This is a genomic window from Massilia oculi, assembly GCF_003143515.1.
Classification (GTDB): Bacteria; Pseudomonadota; Gammaproteobacteria; order Burkholderiales; family Burkholderiaceae_D; genus Telluria; species Telluria oculi.
Map to the genome: position 1 here is coordinate 1,932,033 of NZ_CP029343.1, position 20,047 is coordinate 1,952,079.

Annotated in this window: 18 protein-coding genes; all 18 read right to left on the bottom strand. The window is 65.9% G+C overall.

The annotated features are described in order from the left end of the window. Window positions 1-54: 54 nt before the first annotated feature. Window positions 55-990 carry a UDP-3-O-acyl-N-acetylglucosamine deacetylase gene (gene lpxC, locus DIR46_RS08895; RefSeq protein ID WP_109344923.1) on the bottom strand — a complete coding sequence of 312 codons (936 nt, stop codon included), beginning with the start codon at window positions 988-990 and terminating at the stop codon, window positions 55-57. Window positions 991-1,071: 81 nt separating this feature from the next. After that, window positions 1,072-1,914 carry a DMT family transporter gene (locus DIR46_RS08900; protein ID WP_109347963.1) on the bottom strand — a complete coding sequence of 281 codons (843 nt, stop codon included), beginning with the start codon at window positions 1,912-1,914 and terminating at the stop codon, window positions 1,072-1,074. A 116-nt stretch (window positions 1,915-2,030) separates the two neighbouring features. Next, window positions 2,031-2,534 carry a peroxiredoxin gene (locus tag DIR46_RS08905; protein WP_109344924.1) on the bottom strand — a complete coding sequence of 168 codons (504 nt, stop codon included), beginning with the start codon at window positions 2,532-2,534 and terminating at the stop codon, window positions 2,031-2,033. Window positions 2,535-2,663: 129 nt separating this feature from the next. Continuing rightward, entirely contained in the window at window positions 2,664-3,863 is a 1,200-nt protein-coding gene (gene ftsZ / locus DIR46_RS08910) for a cell division protein FtsZ (protein WP_005668244.1), read from the bottom strand. A 159-nt stretch (window positions 3,864-4,022) separates the two neighbouring features. Beyond that, the gene (gene ftsA, locus DIR46_RS08915; protein ID WP_005668243.1) at window positions 4,023-5,255 is read right to left on the bottom strand and encodes a cell division protein FtsA; all 1,233 of its coding nucleotides are present in this window, start codon (window positions 5,253-5,255) and stop codon (window positions 4,023-4,025) included. Window positions 5,256-5,269: 14 nt separating this feature from the next. Further along, on the bottom strand, window positions 5,270-6,109 hold the full coding sequence (locus DIR46_RS08920) for a cell division protein FtsQ/DivIB (RefSeq protein ID WP_109344925.1): 840 nt from the start codon (window positions 6,107-6,109) through the stop codon (window positions 5,270-5,272). 6 nt (window positions 6,110-6,115) lie between these two features. Beyond that, window positions 6,116-7,087 (bottom strand): D-alanine--D-alanine ligase, encoded by a 972-nt coding sequence (locus DIR46_RS08925; RefSeq protein ID WP_229446548.1) that lies wholly within the window; start codon window positions 7,085-7,087, stop codon window positions 6,116-6,118. Between the two features lie 4 nt (window positions 7,088-7,091). After that, entirely contained in the window at window positions 7,092-8,480 is a 1,389-nt protein-coding gene (murC, locus tag DIR46_RS08930) for a UDP-N-acetylmuramate--L-alanine ligase (protein WP_109344927.1), read from the bottom strand. Window positions 8,481-8,483: 3 nt separating this feature from the next. Next, window positions 8,484-9,581 carry an undecaprenyldiphospho-muramoylpentapeptide beta-N-acetylglucosaminyltransferase gene (gene murG, locus DIR46_RS08935; protein WP_109344928.1) on the bottom strand — a complete coding sequence of 366 codons (1,098 nt, stop codon included), beginning with the start codon at window positions 9,579-9,581 and terminating at the stop codon, window positions 8,484-8,486. After that, entirely contained in the window at window positions 9,578-10,795 is a 1,218-nt protein-coding gene (gene ftsW / locus DIR46_RS08940) for a putative lipid II flippase FtsW (RefSeq protein ID WP_109344929.1), read from the bottom strand. The genes murG and ftsW overlap by 4 nt, the downstream gene beginning before the upstream one ends. After that, on the bottom strand, window positions 10,795-12,306 hold the full coding sequence (gene murD / locus DIR46_RS08945; protein WP_109344930.1) for a UDP-N-acetylmuramoyl-L-alanine--D-glutamate ligase: 1,512 nt from the start codon (window positions 12,304-12,306) through the stop codon (window positions 10,795-10,797). The genes ftsW and murD overlap by 1 nt, the downstream gene beginning before the upstream one ends. Continuing rightward, entirely contained in the window at window positions 12,306-13,475 is a 1,170-nt protein-coding gene (mraY, locus tag DIR46_RS08950; protein WP_109344931.1) for a phospho-N-acetylmuramoyl-pentapeptide-transferase, read from the bottom strand. Before mraY ends, murD begins: the two co-directional genes overlap by 1 nt. A gap of 1 nt (window position 13,476) precedes the next feature. Then, complete coding sequence (locus DIR46_RS08955; RefSeq protein WP_109344932.1) at window positions 13,477-14,847, bottom strand: UDP-N-acetylmuramoyl-tripeptide--D-alanyl-D-alanine ligase; 1,371 nt, start codon at window positions 14,845-14,847, stop codon at window positions 13,477-13,479. Then, window positions 14,847-16,376 carry a UDP-N-acetylmuramoyl-L-alanyl-D-glutamate--2,6-diaminopimelate ligase gene (locus DIR46_RS08960; protein ID WP_109344933.1) on the bottom strand — a complete coding sequence of 510 codons (1,530 nt, stop codon included), beginning with the start codon at window positions 16,374-16,376 and terminating at the stop codon, window positions 14,847-14,849. The genes DIR46_RS08955 and DIR46_RS08960 overlap by 1 nt, the downstream gene beginning before the upstream one ends. Beyond that, window positions 16,376-18,154 (bottom strand): peptidoglycan D,D-transpeptidase FtsI family protein, encoded by a 1,779-nt coding sequence (locus DIR46_RS08965; protein ID WP_109344934.1) that lies wholly within the window; start codon window positions 18,152-18,154, stop codon window positions 16,376-16,378. The genes DIR46_RS08960 and DIR46_RS08965 overlap by 1 nt, the downstream gene beginning before the upstream one ends. Beyond that, window positions 18,151-18,423 carry a cell division protein FtsL gene (ftsL, locus tag DIR46_RS08970; protein WP_109344935.1) on the bottom strand — a complete coding sequence of 91 codons (273 nt, stop codon included), beginning with the start codon at window positions 18,421-18,423 and terminating at the stop codon, window positions 18,151-18,153. Before ftsL ends, DIR46_RS08965 begins: the two co-directional genes overlap by 4 nt. Beyond that, window positions 18,420-19,400 carry a 16S rRNA (cytosine(1402)-N(4))-methyltransferase RsmH gene (gene rsmH / locus DIR46_RS08975; protein ID WP_205289154.1) on the bottom strand — a complete coding sequence of 327 codons (981 nt, stop codon included), beginning with the start codon at window positions 19,398-19,400 and terminating at the stop codon, window positions 18,420-18,422. The genes ftsL and rsmH overlap by 4 nt, the downstream gene beginning before the upstream one ends. After that, complete coding sequence (mraZ, locus tag DIR46_RS08980; protein ID WP_109344937.1) at window positions 19,387-19,815, bottom strand: division/cell wall cluster transcriptional repressor MraZ; 429 nt, start codon at window positions 19,813-19,815, stop codon at window positions 19,387-19,389. Before mraZ ends, rsmH begins: the two co-directional genes overlap by 14 nt. Window positions 19,816-20,047 lie beyond the last annotated feature (232 nt).

The following is a 20,047-nucleotide window of genomic DNA, read 5'->3' on the forward strand; positions in this document are numbered from 1 at the left end:
GCGGTCCTTTACGGGACCCGCAGCCATCGTCGTCATCCGTGCAGGGTCGCAGGCTCAGCTCTGCGCCCACTCCCGCGTCATCTGCCGCACATAGGACGGCGGCGCCGTGCCCAGGTCGTCGAAGGTGACGATTTCATACGAATCCGGCTGAGACAGCAGCGCGCGCAGCAGGTCGTTGTTGAGCGCGTGGCCCGATTTGTGCGCGGTATAGCTGGCCAGCAGCGGATGGCCGACCAGGTACAGGTCGCCGATCGCGTCCAGGATCTTGTGGCGCACGAACTCGTCCTCGTAGCGCAGGCCGTCGGTGTTCAGGATGCGGTATTCGTCCATCACGATCGCGTTCTCGAACGAGCCGCCGCGCGCCAGGCCCATGCCGCGCAGGCTTTCGACGTCCTGCATGAAACCGAAGGTGCGGGCGCGCGCCACGTCGCGCACATAGGTGATGTCGCCGAAATCGACGCTGGCGCGCTGCATGGTGCCGTCCACCGCCGGATGGTTGAATTCGATGAAGAAATCGAGCTTGTAGCCATTATGGGGCGACAGGCGCGCCCATTTCTCGTTGGCGCCGCTGCCCTGGCGCACTTCGACGTCCTTGAGCACGCGGATGAACTTGCGCAGCGGCGCCTGCTCTTCGACGCCGGCCTGCTGCAGCAGGAACACGAAGGACGATGCCGAACCGTCCATGATCGGGATTTCCTCGGCCGTGACGTCGATGAACAGGTTGTCCAGCCCCAAGCCGGCGCAGGCCGACATCACGTGCTCGACGGTCGAGACGCGGGCGTCGTCCTTGATCAGCACCGAGGCCATGCGGGTGTCGCCCACCACGTGGGCCGAGCTCGGGATGGCCACGATCGGGTCCATGTCGACGCGGCGGAACACGATGCCGGTGTCGGGCGCGGCCGGGCGCAGGGTCAGTTCGACCTTGCGCCCGGAGTGCAGGCCGACACCCGTGGTGCGGACCAGTTCCTTGATGGTTCGTTGTTTCAGCATGGGCCGATTATAGCCCAGCGTTTACACGCTTGCTGCCGCCTCCCCCGATTGGCCCGGGCGCGGTGGCGCGCGGGCGACACATCATGGATGCTCGGCTTCGGCGTGGTCTTTTTCGTGGCGGATCAGATACAGGCCGCTGCCGATGATGATGGCCGCGCCCACCATGGTCCAGCCGTCGGGCAGCGCGCGCCACAGCAGCCAGTCCAGGCCCACGCCCCAGGCCAAGGCCGAATACTCGAACGGCGCCACGCTCGAGGCCTCGCCGCGCGAAAACGCCTCGGTGATCGCCAGCTGGCCGATGAAACCCGACACCGCCAGGCCGCACAGCAGCGGAATCTCGCTGGCGGGAATCGGGACCCAGCCCGGCGCCGCCAGCAGGCCGGCGCCGACGGCGATCATGACGATCAGCCAGAACACCGTATGCTCGCTACGGTCGCTGCGCGCCAGCACCCGCACCGTGATCGCCGACACCGCGTAGCAGCTTGCCGCGCCCAGCACCGCCAGGCCGCCGACCGTGAAAAAACCGGCGCCACTCGGGCGCAGCACCACCAGCACGCCGCCCAGGCCCACCGCGATCGCCAGCCAGCGCGCCAGGTCGACCTGCTCCTTGAGCATGAACACCGACAGCGCCGTGATCAGGGCCGGCGCGATGAAGAAGATCGAATAGGCCTCGGCCAGCGACAGGCTCTTGAGGCCGAAGGCGAACAGGGCCAGCATCAGGATCCCGAGCACGCCGCGCAGGACGTGCATCGGCCAGCGCACCCGGAAGATGCCCGCGAACGCGCCGCGCCAGGCCACGTAGGCGGCGATCAGCGGCAGCGAGCAGATGGCGCGCAGCGCCGCCACCTGCAGCGCCGGGTAGCGCGCCGCCAGCAGCTTCATCGCCGTGTCCATCAGGGCGAACATGAAGACGGCGAGCAGCATCGCGTAGATGCTGTACAGGTTTCCGGATGAGCGCTTCACGACTTGCTTCCTGATGAGTGATTGAGAACGAAAACGGCGCCGCAGCGCCGTTTGCCGTTGGCCTGCCTGGCGCAGGATCAGCCGAGTTTCTTCAGCATCGATTCGGCGCTCGAGGCGTCGACGCCCTTGGCGTCGATGTCCAGGGTCTTGACCACGCCATCCTCGACCAGCATCGAGTAGCGCTTCGAGCGCGTGCCCATGCCGTGGGCCGAGAAGTCGTTGTCCAGGCCAAGGGCCTTGGTGAAGGTGGCGTAACCGTCGGCCATCATGCGCACGATGCCGGTGGCTTTCTGGTCGCGGCCCCAGGCGCCCATCACGAAGGCGTCGTTGACCGAGATGCACCAGATCTCGTCGACGCCCTTGGCGCGGATCTCGTCGGCGTGCTTGACGAAGCCCGGCACGTGCTGCACCGAGCAGCCTGGCGTGAACGCGCCCGGCAGGCCGAAGATCACGATCTTCTTGCCTTTGACGAGGTCGGCCACCTGGAAGGTGTTCGGGCCCAGGCTGCAGCCCGCGGTTTCGGTCTCGATGAATTCCGCGAGGGTGCCTTCCGGCAGGCGGTCGCCGATCTGGATGGTCATGCTGTTCTCCTGTTGATGTTTTGTGAATCCTGCCATTATCGCCGATCCGGATCGGGCGTGCTGGCTGCGGAGGTCAAAACAAAAAGGCCAGCTCGCGCTGGCCTCTTCATTGCAACGACGGAGCCGGGTTCAATCGGCCTGCTTGCGCAGGAACGCCGGAATGTCGTAGGTCTCGACGCCGTTGCGCTGCATCGCCTGCACCTGTTCCGATGCCTGCTCGCGGCGCCACACGGCCGGCTGCTTCATGCCGCCCAGGGCGTCGGCGCTGGCCTTGCCCGCGGTCAGGCCGCCGGCAACTGCCGCGGCGCCCTGCATCACCGGCGCATCGTAGGTGCCGGTGCGCAGCTGCTGCTGCGGCTGCACCAGCTGGATCGACTTCTTGTTCTTGCCCAGGCCCGTCGCGACCACGGTCACGCGGATCTCGTCGCCCATCGCGTCGTCGTAGGCGATGCCTTGTGCGATCGAAGCGTCAGGCGCCGCGAAGGCGCGCACGGCGGCCATGACTTCCTTGATCTCCTTACCCTTCAGGCCACGGCTGGCGGTCACGTTGACCAGCACGCCCTTGGCGCCCGACAGGTCGATGCCGTCCAGCAGCGGCGAAGCGACTGCCTGTTCGGCGGCGATGCGCGCGCGGTCGACGCCGGCGGCGGTCGCGGTGCCCATCATGGCCTTGCCCTGCTCGCCCATGATGGTCTTGACGTCGTTGAAGTCGACGTTGATGTGGCCCGGCACGTTGATGATCTCGGCGATGCCGGCCACCGCGTTGTTGAGCACGTCGTCGGCGTGCTTCATCCAGTCAAGCATCGATTCGTCTTCGTAGATGTCTTCCAGTTTTTCATTCAGGATGACGATCAGGGAGTCGACGTGCTTGGTCAGTTCTTCGAGGCCTTCCTCGGCCACGTCCATGCACTTCTGGCCTTCGTACGAGAACGGTTTGGAGACCACGGCCACGGTCAGGGCGCCCATGGTCTTGGCCACTTCGGCCACGATCGGCGCGGCGCCGGTGCCGGTGCCGCCGCCCATGCCGGCGGCGATGAAGACCATGTGGGCGCCGCGCAGGGCATCCTCGATGCGCGAGCGCGACTGCTCGGCCAGCTGGCGGCCGACTTCCGGACGCATCCCCGCGCCCAGGCCGGAATCGCCGATCTGGATGATGTTGTTGGCGCTGGAAACCGCCAGGGCCTGCGCGTCCGTGTTTGCGGCGATGAACTCGACACCGGACACACCTTTATTGATCATGTGCTGAACCGCGTTGCCGCCGGCGCCACCGACGCCTACGACCTTGATCACGGTTCCCAGTGCTGCGTTATCGACCATATCGAACTCCATGATGAACTCCCTATTCTCAGAATGCGGTTCCAGGGAAGAGGCCTTGGCGTTGCTGGTTCGCTGCCTCAAACCGGTAACTGCGATTGTATGTAAAAACCTGTAACCCGTGATGAATTTTCGCTACCTAAATTGTTACCAAGTGCTTTATTTGCGCATGAATCAGAAGTTCCCGGCGATCCATTCCTTCATTCGTTGCCAGACTGCCTTCACCGACCCGTCCTGGCGCGTGACGATGTGTCCGCGCAGGTACTGCTTCTTCGCTTCGAGCAACAGACCGAGCACCGTCGCATAGCGCGGGCTGCGCACCACGTCGGCCAGCTGGCCGCGGTAGTCCGGCGTGCCGAGGCGCGCGGGCTTGAGGAAGATGTCTTCCGCCATCTCGATCATGCCCGGCATGATCGAGCTGCCGCCCGTCAGCACGATGCCCGAGGACAGCACGCCTTCGTAGCCGGATTCGCGCACGGCCTGGTGGACCATGGCGAACAGTTCTTCCACCCGAGGCTCGATCACGGCTGCGAGGGCCTGGCGCGACAATGCGCGTGGGCCGCGGTCGCCGAGACCTGGCACTTCGAGTGTCTCGCCCGGGTCGGCCAATACCTGCTTGGCCACGCCGTAGCGGATCTTGATGTCCTCCGCCTCGCCGGTCGGCGTGCGCAAGGCCATTGCGATGTCACTGGTGATCTGGTCGCCGGCGATCGGGATGACCGCCGTATGGCGAATCGCGCCGTCCGAAAACACCGCGATGTCGGTGGTGCCGCCGCCGATGTCGATCAGGACCACGCCCAGTTCTTTTTCGTCGACGGTCAGCACCGCGTCGGCGGAGGCCATCGGCTGCAGGATCAGGTCCGAGACCTCGAGCCCGCAACGGCGCACGCACTTTACAATATTTTGTACCGCGGACACCGCACCGGTGACGATGTGCACCCGTACTTCCAGTCGGATGCCGCTCATGCCGATCGGCTCGCGCACGTCTTCCTGGTTGTCGACGATGAATTCCTGCGGCACCGTGTGCAGCAGTTGCTGGTCGGTCGGGATGTTGACCGCCTTGGCGGTTTCGATCACGCGCGCCACGTCGGTGGCCGTCACTTCCTTGTCCTTGATCGCCACCATCCCGCTCGAGTTGAACGAGCGGATATGGCTGCCGGCGATGCCAGCGTAGACGTTGCGGATCTTGCAGTCCGCCATCAGCTCGGCCTCTTCGAGCGCGCGCTGGATCGATTCGACCGTGGCCTCGATGTTGACGACCACGCCCTTCTTCAATCCTTTCGACTCGTGCTGACCCAGCCCGATCACCTCGTGGCGTCCGTCGGACATCACCTCGGCGACCACGGCCACCACCTTGGAGGTGCCGATGTCGAGGCCGACGATCAGGTTTTTCGCGTCTTTTGTCATTGCTGTTCGCCTGCTCAGATTTGCTTGGTTGTTTTATTGGGTGTTGCGGGTTTTGTTGATTCTTTTGGCTTCTTCGCCGCCTTGACCGGCTTGGTCGCATCGAGCGGCACGGTCAGTGCCGCCGACGACAGGGCCAGTCCGTTCGGATAGCGCATATCGATGGTGTCGATACGGCCCTCCTGCAGCCGGGCCACCAGCTGCGGATAGACGCCGACCAGGCGCTGCACGCGTTTTCGTAGCGTGTTGCGGTCCTGCTCGCGTCCCAGTGCGACGCTCATGCCGTTGTCCAGCTTCACGGTCCAGGCATACCGGTTGGACAGCGACAGCTCCTGCGGCACCAGCTCCACCTGCGCGAATGCCGTGCGCAATTCGTTGAAGCGGGCCAGCACTTCCTTCTCGCTGCCGACCGGACCGTCGAAAGCCGGCAGCGCCTGTTCATCCTCGGTCTCGGCCACGTTGGCGGTGAAGACGTCGCCCTTCACCGACAGCAGGCGGCCGTCCTCGCCCCAGGTGCCGAGGGCCTCGTGTTCCTCGACCTCGACCACCAGCGCATTGGGCCACTCGCGGCGCACGGTGGCGCGGCGCACCCAGGGCACGGTCTCGAAGGTCGCGCGCACCTGTTCCAGGTCGGCGGTGAAGAAGTTGCCGCGGATCTTGCCGAGCACGCCGTTGCGGACGGTGAGTTCGTTCACGTGCTTCAGCTCGATCCCGTACATGCTCTCCACCGTCACCGACCCGAGCGAGAACATCGGGCGCTGCGACAGCCACCACACGCCCGAGATCAGGGCGGCGAGCACCGTCACCGCCGTCAGGAAACTGGCGGTCGCGTTGAGGGCCCGGACGTCATGCCACATCGCGCGTTATCCTTTGGCCTTCCGGCCCATCTTGAGCCGCGCCGAACGCAGGATCTCGATGCACAGGTCTTCATAGTCGATGCCGACCGCGCGCGCCGCCATCGGCACCAGCGAATGGGTCGTCATGCCGGGCGAGGTATTCACCTCCAGCAGGAAGGGGCGCATATCGCTCTCGCGCACCAGCACGTCGACCCGGCCCCAGCCTTCGCAGCCCAGGGCGCGGTAGGCGTTCACCGCATGGCGCTGGATCTCGTGGGTCAGCTGCTCCGGGAGCGGCGCCGGGCAGTGGTACTGGGTGTCGTCGGTGAAGTACTTGTTCTGGTAGTCGTACTTGCCTTCCGGGGCCACGATCTCGACGATCGGCAGCGCACGGGCCGCTGCGCCATGTCCCAGCACGGCGACGGTGAACTCGCGGCCGGTGACGAATTCCTCGGCCAGCACCGACTCGTCCATGCTGGTCACCAGCGCGACCGCTTCCTTCAGCTGGCCGGCTTGCGTGACCTTGGTGATGCCGATGCTCGAGCCTTCGAGCGGCGGCTTGACGATCAGCGGCAGGCCCAGTTCGGCCACCACCGCATCCAGGTCGGTATCGAGCCCGATCGTCACGTAGCGCGGGGTCGGCACATTCTCTTGCAGCCAGATCTTCTTGGTGGTGATCTTGTCCATGCCGACGCTGGACGCCATCACGCCGCTGCCGGTGTAGGGAATGCCGAGCAGTTCGAGGGCGCCCTGCAGGCTGCCGTCTTCGCCGTAGCGGCCGTGCAGCGCGATGAACACGCGGTCGAATGCTTGCGCGGCCAGTTCGGCCAGGCTTTGCGTGCCCGGGTCGAAGGCATGGGCGTCGATACCGCGGCTTTTCAGGGCCTGCAGCACGCCGTTGCCGGAAATGAGCGAGATCTCGCGCTCGGCGGAACGTCCGCCGAACAGCACGCCGACCTTGCCGAAAGCAACTGCATCAAGGGTAGGAGTGGTGGTCACGATGTTAGCCTTTTGCATTGGTCAGTTGGTTCGGCACGCCGCTGATCGAGCCGGCGCCCATGGTCAGCACGACGTCGCCGTCGCGCGCCACATTGAGGATGGCGGCCGGCATATCGGCGATCGCTTCCACGAAAATCGGCTCGAGCTTGCCCGAGGTACGCAGCGCGCGCGCCAGCGCGCGGCCGTCGGCGGCCACGATCGGCGCCTCGCCGGCCGGATAGACCTCGGCCAGCAGCAGCACGTCGGGCGTGACCAGCACTTTGACGAAGTCTTCGAACAGGTCGCGCGTGCGGCTGTAGCGGTGCGGCTGGAAGGCCAGCACCAGGCGCCGGCCCGGGTAGGCGGCGCGCGCGGCGGCCAGCGTGACCTCGGTCTCGACCGGGTGGTGACCGAAATCGTCGACCAGGGTGAAGCTGCCGCCGGCCGCCAGCGGCACTTCGCCATAGCGAGTGAAGCGGCGGCCGACGCCGCGGAATTCCAGCAGGCCGCGCGCGGTGGCGGCGTCCTCGATGCCGATCTCGCGCGCGATCGCGATCGCCGAGCAGGCGTTCAATACATTGTGCATGCCGGGCTGGTTCAGCACGAATTTCGTGTCCGGATAACCTTCCTGGCGCACCGTGAAGTGCATCTGCGTGCCTTCGGCATAGGCGTCCAGCGCGCGCACTTCGGCTTCCTCGCAGAAGCCGTAGGTGGTAACCGGCTTGGTCACCTGCGGCAGGATCGAGCGCACGTGCTGGTCGTCGATGCACAGCATCGCGCGGCCGTAGAACGGCATGCGGTGGGTGAAGTTCACGAACGCGGCCTTCAGTTTCTCGAAGTCGTGCTCGTAGGTGTCCATGTGGTCGGCGTCGATGTTCGTGATGACTTCGATCATCGGCGACAGGTTCAGGAACGAGGCATCCGACTCGTCGGCTTCGGCCACGATGTATTCGCCGCTGCCCAGGGCCGCGTTGGCGCCGGCCGCCGTCAGGCGTCCGCCGATCACGAAAGTCGGGTCCAGGCCGCCGGCGGCCAGCACCGACGCCACCAGGCTGGTGGTGGTGGTCTTGCCATGGGTGCCGGCGATCGCGATGCCGCGCTTCAGGCGCATCAACTCGCCCAGCATGATCGCGCGCGGCACGATCGGCGTCTTGTTGGCGCGGGCGGCGACCACTTCCGGGTTGGCTTCGTTGACGGCGGTCGAGGTGACGACCACGTCGGCGCCACTGACGTTCTCGGCCTGGTGGCCGAGGTGGACGGTGACGCCCAGGCCGGCCAGGCGCTGGGTGGCGGCATTGCTGCCGAGGTCCGAGCCGGACACTTTATAGCCGAGATTGTGCAGCACCTCGGCGATGCCGCTCATGCCGCTGCCGCCGATGCCCACGAAGTGTATGTTCTTGATCTTGTGTTTCATGCCCTATGCCCTGCCCGCTTCTGCCAATTGTTCCAGTTCGCGCGCGATCGCCTCGTTGGCGTCGCGCTTGCCCACGCCACGCGCCGCCTGCGCCATCGCCAGGCAACGTTCGCGCGTCGTGTCTTGCAGCAGGCTCGCCAGCCGCTGCGGATCCAGTATCCCCTGCGCCAGGTGCACCGCCGCGCCCTGCTTGTCCATCCACTCCGCGTTGTCGCGCTGGTGGCTGGTGGTGCTGGCGACGAACGGCACCAGCACGCTGGCCACGCCGGCCGCCGTCAGTTCCGACACCGTGATCGCGCCGGCGCGGCAGATCACCAGGTCGGCGTTCGCGTAAGCGGCGGCCATGTCATCAATGAAGTCGACCACGTTTGCGTTGACACCTGCCTGCAAATAAGACGCGCGCAGCGCATCGATATTCTTCTTGCCCGACTGGTGGGTCACGATCGGGCGCAGGGCCGGGTCGATCAGGGCCAGGGCCGCCGGCACGCTGTCGTTCAGGACTTTCGCGCCCAGGCTGCCGCCCACGACCAGCACGCGCAGCGGACCGCTGCGGCCGGCGAAGCGTTCGCCCGGCACGGGCAGGTCGAGGATTTGCTGGCGCACCGGGTTGCCGGTGACCACCGCCTTGCCGGCCGCCTTGCCGAAGTCCGCCGGGAAGCCGAACAGCACACGCTGCGCGACCGGCGCCAGCGTCTTGTTCGACAACAGCAGCGCGGCGTCGGCGTTCACCAGCGCCAGCGGGATGCCGCGCGCACGCGCCATCAATCCGCCCGGAACCGTGACGTAGCCGCCCATGCCCAGCACCACGTCGGGACGACGGTTGCCGAGATGGCGGCGGCAGGTGATGAAACTGGCCGCCATCTTGAAGGCGCCCTTGACGGTGTGGCCCAGGCCCTTGCCGCGCAGGCCGGCGAAGTCGATGGTGTCCATCGGGATGCCGGCCTTGGGCACCAGCTCCGTTTCCATGCCGTGGGCCGTGCCCAGCCAGCTCACTTCCCAGCCGCGCGCGCGCATGGTCTGCGCGATCGCGATGCCGGGGAAGATGTGGCCGCCCGTTCCTGCAGCCATGATCATCAAACGCTTGGTGTTGCTGATCTTCATGTGCGGCCTCCGCGCATGCGCACCCGGTTTTCGTAGTCGATCCGCAGCAGGATCGCCAGGCCGATGCAGTTGAACATGACGCCCGAGCCGCCAAAGCTCATCAGGGGCAAGGTCAGGCCCTTGGTCGGCAACAGGCCCAGGTTCACGCCCATATTGATGAAGGTCTGCACGCCGATCCAGATGCCGATGCCCTTCGCGGCCAGGCCGGCGAAGGTCTGGTCCAGGGCGATCGCCTGGCGGCCGATGTCGAAGGCGCGCTTGACCAGCCAGTAGAACATGGCCACCACCACCAGCACGCCGACCAGGCCCAGCTCTTCGCCGATCACGGCCATGATGAAGTCGGTGTGCGCTTCCGGCAGGTAGTGCAGCTTCTCGACCGAGGCGCCCAGGCCCACGCCGAAGAATTCGCCGCGTCCGAAGGCGATCAGGGAGTGCGTCAACTGATATGCCTTGTCCAGCGCATTGCCCTCTTCCCATGGGTCGAGGTAGGCGAACATGCGCGCGCGGCGGAATGGCGACAGCGCGATGATCGTGCTGAAGATCAGCACCAGCAGCGCGCCGATGCCGCCGAACCAGACGATATTGATCCCGCCCAGGAACAGGATGCCCATGGCGATGCAGACGATCACGCCGAAGGCGCCGAGGTCGGGCTCGAGCAGCAGCAAGGCGCCGACCAGGCCGATCGCGACCATCATCGGCAAGAAGCCTTTCGTGAGCTTGTGCATGTATTCCTGCTTGCGCACCGTGAAGTCGGCCGCGTACAGCACCACCGCGATCTTCATGATCTCGGACGGCTGCAGGTTCATCACTTTCAGCGACAGCCAGCGCCGCGCGCCGTTGACCGACACGCCCAGGCCCGGGATCAGCACCAGCACCAGCATGACCAGGGTGCCGATGAACAGCATCGGCGCGTACTTCTGCCACACCGCGATCGGGATCCGGAACACCACCGCGGCCGCGACCATCGAGACGATGATGTACATCGCCTGGCGGTACAGGAAGTATTCGTTGCGGTCTTCCAAGTAGCGGAACTTGGGCGAGTCGGGCAGCGCGATCGAGGCCGAATACACCATCACCATCCCGAGCAGCATCAGGAGCAGGGTGACCCAGACCAGCGGCTGGTCGTAGTCCATCATCTTCGACGGCTTGCTGCGGCCGTCGACGGTGGCGTCGGAGGCAAGGCCGGAGAACTTGAACGGAATCTGGAAGGCCATCAGATCTCCTGTCCCTTGTCCAGTGCGATCTCGCGCACCGTGTCGACGAACACCTGCGCGCGGTGCGCGTAATTGGTGAACATGTCGAGGCTGGCGCAGGCCGGCGACAGCAGCACGGCATCGCCGGCGCGCGCCAGGCCGGCGGCGCGGCGCACCGCCTGCGGCAAGTCGTCCAGGTCGAAGGCCGGCACGCCGGTCGGCTCGATGGCGGCCCGCACGCCTGGTGCGTCGCGGCCGATCAGCAGCACGGCGCGCACATGATCCGCGACCGGCTGCGCCAGTGGAGCGAAGTCCTGGCCCTTGCCGTCGCCGCCGGCGATGAGCAGGATCTGCTGGTCCGCGCCGGTGAAAGCCTTGCCCAGGCCGGTCAAGGCGGCCACGGTGGCGCCCACATTGGTGCCCTTGCTGTCGTCGTAGTAGTCGACGCCGTCGATGGTGGCGACCAGTTCAACGCGATGCGGCTCGCCCGCGTATTCGCGCAGGCCATGCAGCAGCGGCGCCAGCGGCAGGCCGCAGGCGCGGCACAGGGCCAGCGCCGCCAGCGCGTTCGAGGCATTGTGCAGGCCACGGATTTTCAGGGCGTCGGCCGGCATCAGGCGGTTGACGATGGCGTCGACCGGCTCGGGCACTTCACCTTTCTTGCGTTTCTTCTCGATCTCTTCGCCCGGCACGGCATTGGCCAGCCACAGCACGCCGCGCTCTTCGAGCAGGCCGAAGCTGTCGGCCTCGAGCGGTTCATCGGTGCCGAAGGTATAAGCAGGGGTATCGACCGCCGTCATGCGCATCACGCGCGCATCGTCGCGGTTGAGCACGCGGACGGTGCCGGCGCCGAAGATGCGTGCCTTGTCCGCCGCATAGGCGTCCATGCTGCCGTGCCAGTCCAGGTGGTCCTGGCTCAGGTTCAGCACCGTGGCGGCGTCGGCCTGCAGGCTGAAGGTGGTGTGCAGCTGGAAGCTGGACAGTTCCAGCACCCAGGCCTGCGGCAAGTCATTCGCATCGATCGTTTCACGCAGCACGTCCAGCGCGGCCGGGCTGATGTTGCCGGCCACGCGCGTGGCAAGGCCCGCGCGGCGGCACAGCAGGCCGGTCAGGCTGGTCACCGTGGTCTTGCCGTTGGTGCCGGTGATCGCGATGACCTTGGGCGTGTAGCCGCTCGTCTCGCGCAGGTGCGCCAGCGCCTGGGCGAACAGCTCGATCTCGCCCCACACCGGAATGCGGCGCTCGGCGGCGGCGGGCACGATCTCGGCCAGCTCGCGATTGGGCGCCAGGCCCGGGCTGACGGCGACGAAGTCGACGCCGTCGAGCAGCGCGGCATTGAATACGCCTTGAACTGCGTCGCCCGCGACGAATTCGGCGTCAGGCACGGCCGCGCGCAGCGCCGCCAGGCGCTGGGGTGCATCGCGTGTATCGGCCACGCGCACGCGTGCGCCGGCCCGCGCCAGCCATTGCGCCATCGCCAGCCCGGATTCGCCCAGGCCCAGTACCAATGCGTGTTTGCCGTCGTAGTTCATCAGCGCAGTTTCAGCGTCGAGAGGCCGACCAGGATCAGCACCATGGTCACGATCCAGAAGCGGACCACGACCTTGGTCTCCTTCCAGCCCTTTTGTTCGAAATGGTGGTGCAGCGGCGCCATCAGGAAGACGCGGCGTCCGGTGCCGTAGCGTTTCTTCGTATATTTGAAATAGCTGACCTGGATGATCACCGACAGGGTCTCGGCCACGAAGATGCCGCCCATGATGAACAGCACGATTTCCTGGCGCACGATGACGGCGATGGTGCCGAGCGCGCCGCCCAGCGCCAGCGCGCCGACGTCGCCCATGAACATCTGGGCCGGGTGCGCGTTAAACCACAGGAAGGCCAGGCCTGCGCCGGCCATCGCGCCGCAGAAGATCAACAGTTCGCCCGCGCCCGGGATGTACGGGATCAGCAGGTATTTGGAGAACGTCACGCTGCCGGTCAGGTAGGCGAACAGGCCCAGGGCGCCGCCCACCATCACGGTCGGCATGATGGCCAGGCCATCGAGGCCGTCGGTGAAGTTCACGGCGTTGGACGAGCCGACGATCACGCAATACGTCAAGGCGATGAAGCCCCACACGCCCAGCGGGTAGCTGATGCTCTTGAAGAACGGGACGATCAGGTCGGCCTTGGGCGGTAGGTCCATCGAGAAGCCCGACTGCACCCATGCATAGAACAGCCCCATCGCTTCCCATGGCGAAGCGGCCGACAGCGCGAACGCCAGGTACAGCGCCGACGTGATGCCGACCAGCGACATCCAGAAGTATTTCTCGCCCGAGCGCATGCCTTCCGGGTCTTTATAGACGACCTTGCGGTAGTCGTCGACCCAGCCCACGGCGCCGAAGCCGAAGGTCACCACCAGCACCGGCCAGATCAGGCGGTTCGACAGGTCGCACCACAGCAGGGTCGAGATGCCGATCGCGATCAGCACCAGCACGCCGCCCATGGTCGGGGTGCCGTGCTTGGTCAGGTGGCTTTGCGGACCATAGGTGCGCACCGCCTGGCCGACCTTCAGTTCGGTCAGCTTGCGGATGACGACAGGGCCGGCGACCAGGCCGATCGTGATGGCGGTGATGGTGGCGAACACCGCGCGGAACGTGATGTAGTTGAACACGCGCAGAGGACCGATATAGTCCTGGAAGTATTGTGCGAGCCAGAGAAGCATATTAGTGGGCGCCCTTGCCAATGGTGGTTGATCCGGTCAGGTGCTGGACTACGCGCTCCATCTTCATGAAGCGCGAGCCCTTCACCAGCACAGTCGAATTGGTATTGCCGCCCAGTTTTTCATCCAGTGCTGCCAATAATTCGTCGAACTGCTCGTAATGCCGCGCTCCCGACACGACCAGGTGGCGCGCCAGCTCGCCCGTCGCGAGCACGGTCTCGATGCCACGCGTAGCTGCGTAAGCACCGATTTCTTCGTGAAACTCTTTTCCTTGCGCGCCGACTTCGCCCATATCGCCCACCACCAGGATGCGCGGCGCCGGGCAGGCAGCCAGCACGTCGATCGCGGCCCGCATCGAATCGGGGTTCGCGTTATAGGTGTCGTCGATGACGGTCGCGCCGTTTGCAGCGGTCTTGCGCTGCAAGCGGCCGCCGACCGGTGCGAAGCTCTCCAGGCCGCGCACGATGGCGGCCTGGTCGATGCCGGCGCCGAGCGCGCAGGCGATCGCCGCCAACGCGTTGCGTACATTGTGTTCGCCGGCGGCTGCCAGCTTGATGCTAAATTGCGCACCGCGCGCCGTCACCTGCAGGTCGCTGCCGAAACCATTGCTGGTGTAGCTGGCGCGCACATCGCAGGCGTCCGACAGGCCGAAGGTGATGACCTCGCAGGCGGCCAGGCCGCGCCACAGGTCGGTGTAGGTATCGTCGCCCGGGAACACCGCCACGCCGTCGTTCGACAGCGCCTGCAGCACCGCGCCGTTCTCGCGCGCCACCGCTTCCACGGTGTGCATGAATTCCTGGTGCTCGCGCTGGGCGTTGTTCACCAGGCCGACGGTCGGCGTCGCGATCGCGCTCAGCCGGCCGATCTCGCCCGGATGGTTCATGCCCAGCTCCACCACCGCGGCGCGGTGAGAAGCGTCGAGACGGAACAGGGTCAACGGCACGCCGATCTCGTTGTTCAGGTTGCCCTGGGTCGCCAGCCGCGCATCTTCGCCGACGGCGGCCGCCAGGATGGCCGCGATCATTTCCTTGACCGTCGTCTTGCCATTGCTGCCGGTGACGCCGATCACGGGAATCTGGAACTGCGCACGCCAGGCGTGGGCGATGCGGCCCAGCGCCACCAGCGTGTCCGGCACGATGATCGCCGGCAGGGTCCAGCCTTCCGGCAGGCGCGACACGACGACCGCGGCGACATTGCGCGCAACGACCTGGTCCAGGAAATCATGGGCGTCGAAGGTCTCGCCGACCAACGCGACGAACAGCGCGCCCGCTTCCACCTTGCGGGAATCAAGCGATATGCCCTCGAAGGACGCGTCCGTGCCGACCAGGCGCGCACCCGGAATCGCCTCGACCAGTTGTTGCAACGATCCTCGCATCAATGCGTCCTCAACATGGTGAGCCGCGCCGTCAATGCCAGCGAGGCGTGGTCCGCATCCGAGAACGGCATCTTGCGACCCTTGATTTCCTGATAGGGCTCATGGCCCTTCCCTGCCAGCAGGATCACGTCCTGCTTGGCGGCCTGCTTGACGGCCAGCAGGATGGCGGCCGCGCGGTCTTCGACCGTCTGCACGCGCGCAGCCTGCGACGTGTCCATGCCGGCCACGATCTGGGCGATGATGCTTGCCGGTTCCTCGCTGCGCGGGTTGTCGCTCGTGACCAGCACCTGGTCGGCGCCTTGCGCGATGCGGCCCATCTGCGGGCGCTTGCCCGGATCGCGGTCGCCGCCGCAGCCGAACACGCACCACAGTTGGCCACCGCGATCCGTCGCCACCTGGCGCAGGGCGTCGAGGGTTTTTTCCAGCGCGTCCGGCGTGTGCGCATAATCGATCACGACCATCGGCGCATCCGAGCCGCCCATCTGCTGCATGCGGCCCGGCGCCGGGACCAGGGTCTCGATCGCATCGACCGCCGCCTTGAGAACCACGCCTTTCGCCAGCAGCGCGCCCAGCACCGCCAGCGTATTGCTGACGTTGTAGTTGCCCACCAGCTGGGTGCGCACGGTCGCGTTGCCCTGCGGCGTCTCGACCTGGAATTCGGTGCCGGCGTTCTTGCTGCGCATGCCGCCGGCGCGCAGCACGGCCACGCCATCGGGCGCCTCGGCGGCGGCGATCGTGTAGCCGGTGACGGCCAGGTCAGGGAACTTCGTGCGCAAGTGCGCCACCAGCCGCTGTCCGGCCGGATCGTCGAGGTTGACCACGGCCTGCTTCAGGCCATCCCACTCGAACAGCTTGATCTTGGCCGCCTCGTAGCTTTCCATGTCGCCGTGGAAGTCGAGGTGGTCGCGCGTTAGGTTGGTGAAGATCGCGACGTCGACGTGCATGCCGGCCGTGCGCTCCTGCACCAGCCCGATCGACGAGGCTTCGATGGCGAGCGCGCTGGCGCCCGCTTTCTTCAGCTCGGCCAGCTTCTGGGCCAGCAGCACCGCGTCCGGCGTGGTGTAGCCGGTGACGTCGAATTGCGGCTCGCTGGAAGACTTGCCCTTGATCAGGCCCACGCCCAGCGTGCCGATCATGGCGGCCGCTTCGCCCAGGCGCGCCAGGGTTTGCGCGGTCCACAGCGCGCACGAGGTCTTGCCGTTGGTGCCTGTGACGGCCACGGTGAACATGGCGCGGTCCGGATAGTCCAGCACCGCGTGCGCGATCGGGCCGGCGTTCCTTTTCAGGTCGCCCACGGCCAGGTGCGGCACGGTGAATGCGGCGTCCCAGGTGAAACCTTCGGCTTCGTGCACCACGGCGGCGGCGCCGGCTTCGATGGCGGCTTCGATGTAGCGACGACCGTCAGCGGCCTCGCCCGGATAGGCGAAGAACACGTCGCCGGGCTTGACGCGGCGCGAGTCGGAAACGAGACGGCCGCCTGGGGCGGCGGCGCGAATCCATTCGATGGTGTCGTGCAGGCTCGGGGCCATCACATGCTCTCCTCTAGAGGAACTTCCGGAATGATGATGTCCGTGATCGATGAATCGGGCGGCACGTTGGCGGCCCGCAGCGCATTGGCAAACAGGTCGGCCGCGGTCGGCGCGGCGACGAAGCCGCCGGTGCGCAGGGGACCGCTCGGATCGTCGACCATCACCGCGATGATGAAGCGCGGCTTGGACATCGGCCCGATGCCGGCGAAGTAACCGATATTGTTGGTGCGCGAGTAGCGGCCGTTGACGATCTTCTCGGCGGTGCCGGTCTTGCCGCCGATGCGGTAGCCGGCGACCTGGGCGCGCGAGGCGGTGCCGCCCGGACCCACCACCGATTCGAGCATGGTGCGCACCTGGGCCGCGGTCTTGGCCGAGATCACCTGCTGACCCACCGGCTGCTCGTCCACCTTCACGAACGACAGCGGGATGATGTCGCCGTTGCGGGCGAAGATCATGTAGGAGCGCGCCATCTGCAGCAGCGACACCGACAGGCCGTGGCCGAAGGCCATGTTGGCGTATTCCACCGGCTTCCAGGTCTTGTAGGGACGCACGCGGCCGGCGGCGGCGCCGGGAAAGCCGAAGCGCGGCGCCTGGCCGTAGCCGACCTTGGTGTACAGCTCCCACATTTCCTGCTGCGGGATCATCTGGGCGATCTTGACCACGCCGAGGTTCGACGATTTCTGGATGATGCCGCTGACGGTCTGCACGCCATAGTTATGGAAGTCGCGGATGCGGCGGCCGGTCACCATCATGTAGCCCGGATTGTTGTCGAACACGGTGTCGGGCGTGATGCGGCCGGTCTCCAGGCCGAGCGCCACGGTGAGCGGCTTGATCGTCGAACCCGGCTCGAAGGTGTCGGTGATGACGCGGTTGCGCAGCTGCTCGCCGGTCAGCTTGGAGCGGTCGTTCGGGTTATAGGTCGGGTAGTTGGCCAGAGCAAGGACTTCCCCCGTTTGAACGTCCAGCACCACCGCGGCGCCGGCCTTGGCATTGAACTTCTCGACCGCGTTCTTGATGCTGGTGAAAGCGATGTATTGCAGCTTGCTGTCGACCGACAGGGTCAGGTCGCGGCCCTGGTGCGGCTCGCGGAACATGCCCAGGTCTTCGGCGATGTGGCCGAGGCGGTCCTTGATCACGCGGCGGCTGCCCGGCACGCCCATCAGGGTCTTCTGGTGCTGCAGCTCCATCCCTTCCTGGCCCTTGTCCTCGACGTTGGTGAAGCCCACCACGTGGGTCATCACTTCGCCCTGCGGATAGAAGCGCTTGTATTCCTTGCGCGTGTCGATGCCGTCGATCTTGAGCGCCAGGATCTGGTCGACGATCGGCATCTCGACCTGGCGCTTCAGGTAGACAAAGGTACGGTCGGAATCGAGCTTCTTGCGCAGCTCGGCTTCCGGCATCTCGAGCAGGTTCGCCAGCGCGTGCAGCTTTTCCGGCGGCGCCTGCAGCACGTCTTCGGGGATGCCCCAGATCGCGCGCACCGGCAGCGAGGTGGCCAGCACGGCGCCGTTGCGGTCGAGGATGCGGCCGCGCGTGGCCGGCAACTCGAGCGTGCGCTCGTAGCGGCTCTTGCCCTGCTTTTGCAGGAACTGGTTCGACACGCCCTGGAGCCAGACCGCGCGCACGGCCAGCGCGGCGAAGGCCGCGAACAGGACGAACAGCACGAGGCGCGAACGCCAGTCGGGCAGGCGCACCGCCAGGACCGGGCTCTTCGAGAAAGCCACGCCCTTGGACGCGGCGACCCGCGCGTTACTATTACGAACGGCGCCGCGCGTCATGGGGCGCCCTCCGTCAGGTATTGGGTTCGGGCCGGGCTCAGGGGCGCCATGTCCAGCTGAGAACGCGCGATCTGCTCGATGCGCTCGTTCTTGGCCAGGCGCGACTGGTCGAGCTGGAGCTGGTCCCAGTCGACGTCGAGCTGGCGCGCGTGCTGCTGCAGGCGCTCGAGCTCGATGAGCAGGTGGCGCGCCTGGTAGCGGGCGTTGACGACCGATAGCGCGCACCCCACCAGCAGGGCGGTGAGCAGGACGTTCAGCTTGACGCTCATGCAGCCGTCCCCAGGCGTTCGGCCACGCGCAGCACCGCCGAGCGGGCGCGCGGGTTCTCCTGCACCTCGGATTCGCTCGGCTTGATCTTGTCGATCAGCCGCATCTCGGGCTGCGGCAGGTCGACGGCGCGGATCGGCAGGCGGCGGTCGGGTTGTTCGACCTTGGCCTTGGAGGCGAGGAACTGCTTGACCATGCGATCTTCCAGCGAATGGAAGGAAATCACGGACATGCGCGCGCCCGGCGCCAGCATGCGGTAGGCCGCCGTCAGTCCTGCCTCGAGGTCCTCAAGCTCCTTATTGATGAAAATCCGGATAGCCTGAAAGGTCCTGGTTGCCGGATCCTTGCCTTTTTCGCGGCCCTTGACCGCGCTTGCCACGATTGCGGCAAGCTGTCGTGTGCCTGAAATCGGTTCGACTGCGCGGCGAGCAACAATCGCCTTTGCAATCTGAAAAGCATACCGCTCTTCTCCATAATCGCGTATCACCTTTTCCAATTGAAGTTGCTCCGCGGTCGCAATCCACTCGGCAGCCGACATGCCGCGCGTGGTGTCCATGCGCATGTCGAGCGGGCCATCGTTGCGGAAGCTGAAGCCGCGGCTGGCGTCGTCCACCTGGGGCGACGAGATACCCAGGTCGAGCAGGATGCCGTCGACCCGGGGGATGCCGCGCGCGGCCAGCGCGTCGTGCATCGTTGCAAAGCTGTCGTGGACGATCGTGAAGCGTGGATCGTCGATCTGTTCTGCAGTGGCAATCGCTTGCGGATCTTTGTCGAACGCGATCAGGCGGCCTTGCGGGCCCAGGCGCGACAACAACAGGCGGCTGTGGCCGCCCCGTCCGAAAGTGCCATCTATATAGATACCGTCAGCGCGTGCGCCCCCGAGGTTGAGCGCATCGACCGCTTCGTCAAGCAGCACCGTTCGATGCTGGTACATAGGCACCGTCAAGGAATCCGTCATCGGCGCCTCAGAAAGAGAAATTGGAAAGAACATCGGGCATGCCACCGGCGACGGCCTCGGCCTCGTCCTCGGCCAGCTTGGCGGCATTCCAGATTTCGAAGTGGGTGCCCATGCCGAGCATCATCACTTCCTTCTCGAGCCCGACCGCGGCGCGCAGTTCGGGCGAGATCAGCACGCGGCCGGCGCTGTCGAGCTCGACATCGACGGCGTTGCCGAGGAAAATGCGCTGCCACGCACGGGCCGACATGGGCCAGGCAGCAATTTGCTGGCGGTGCTGTTCCCATACCGGGCGCGGGAAGAACAGGAGGCAGCCATGGGGGTGTTTGGTCAGGGTCATGCGGCCCTCGCACTGAAGCGTAAGGGCGTCACGGTGCTTGGCCGGAATCGACATTCGGCCTTTTGCATCGAGATTGATCGCGGACGCGCCCTGGAACACGTATTTACCTAGCTTTGGAGAGTTGTTTGTCGTTGTTTGCCGGACGCCGGGAGCCGAAGGAATTACCCCACAACCCTCCCACAAATCGACACTTTTTCACACCGTTTCCCACTTTAGTGGAAGCAATGTTGACGGTCAAGCGAATTCACGATTGACGAAATCGACTTTTTCCAATGAAACCAAGGACTTAGGCGCAGGTGCGCGGCACCCGGCCCAACAAAATGTTCCTTAA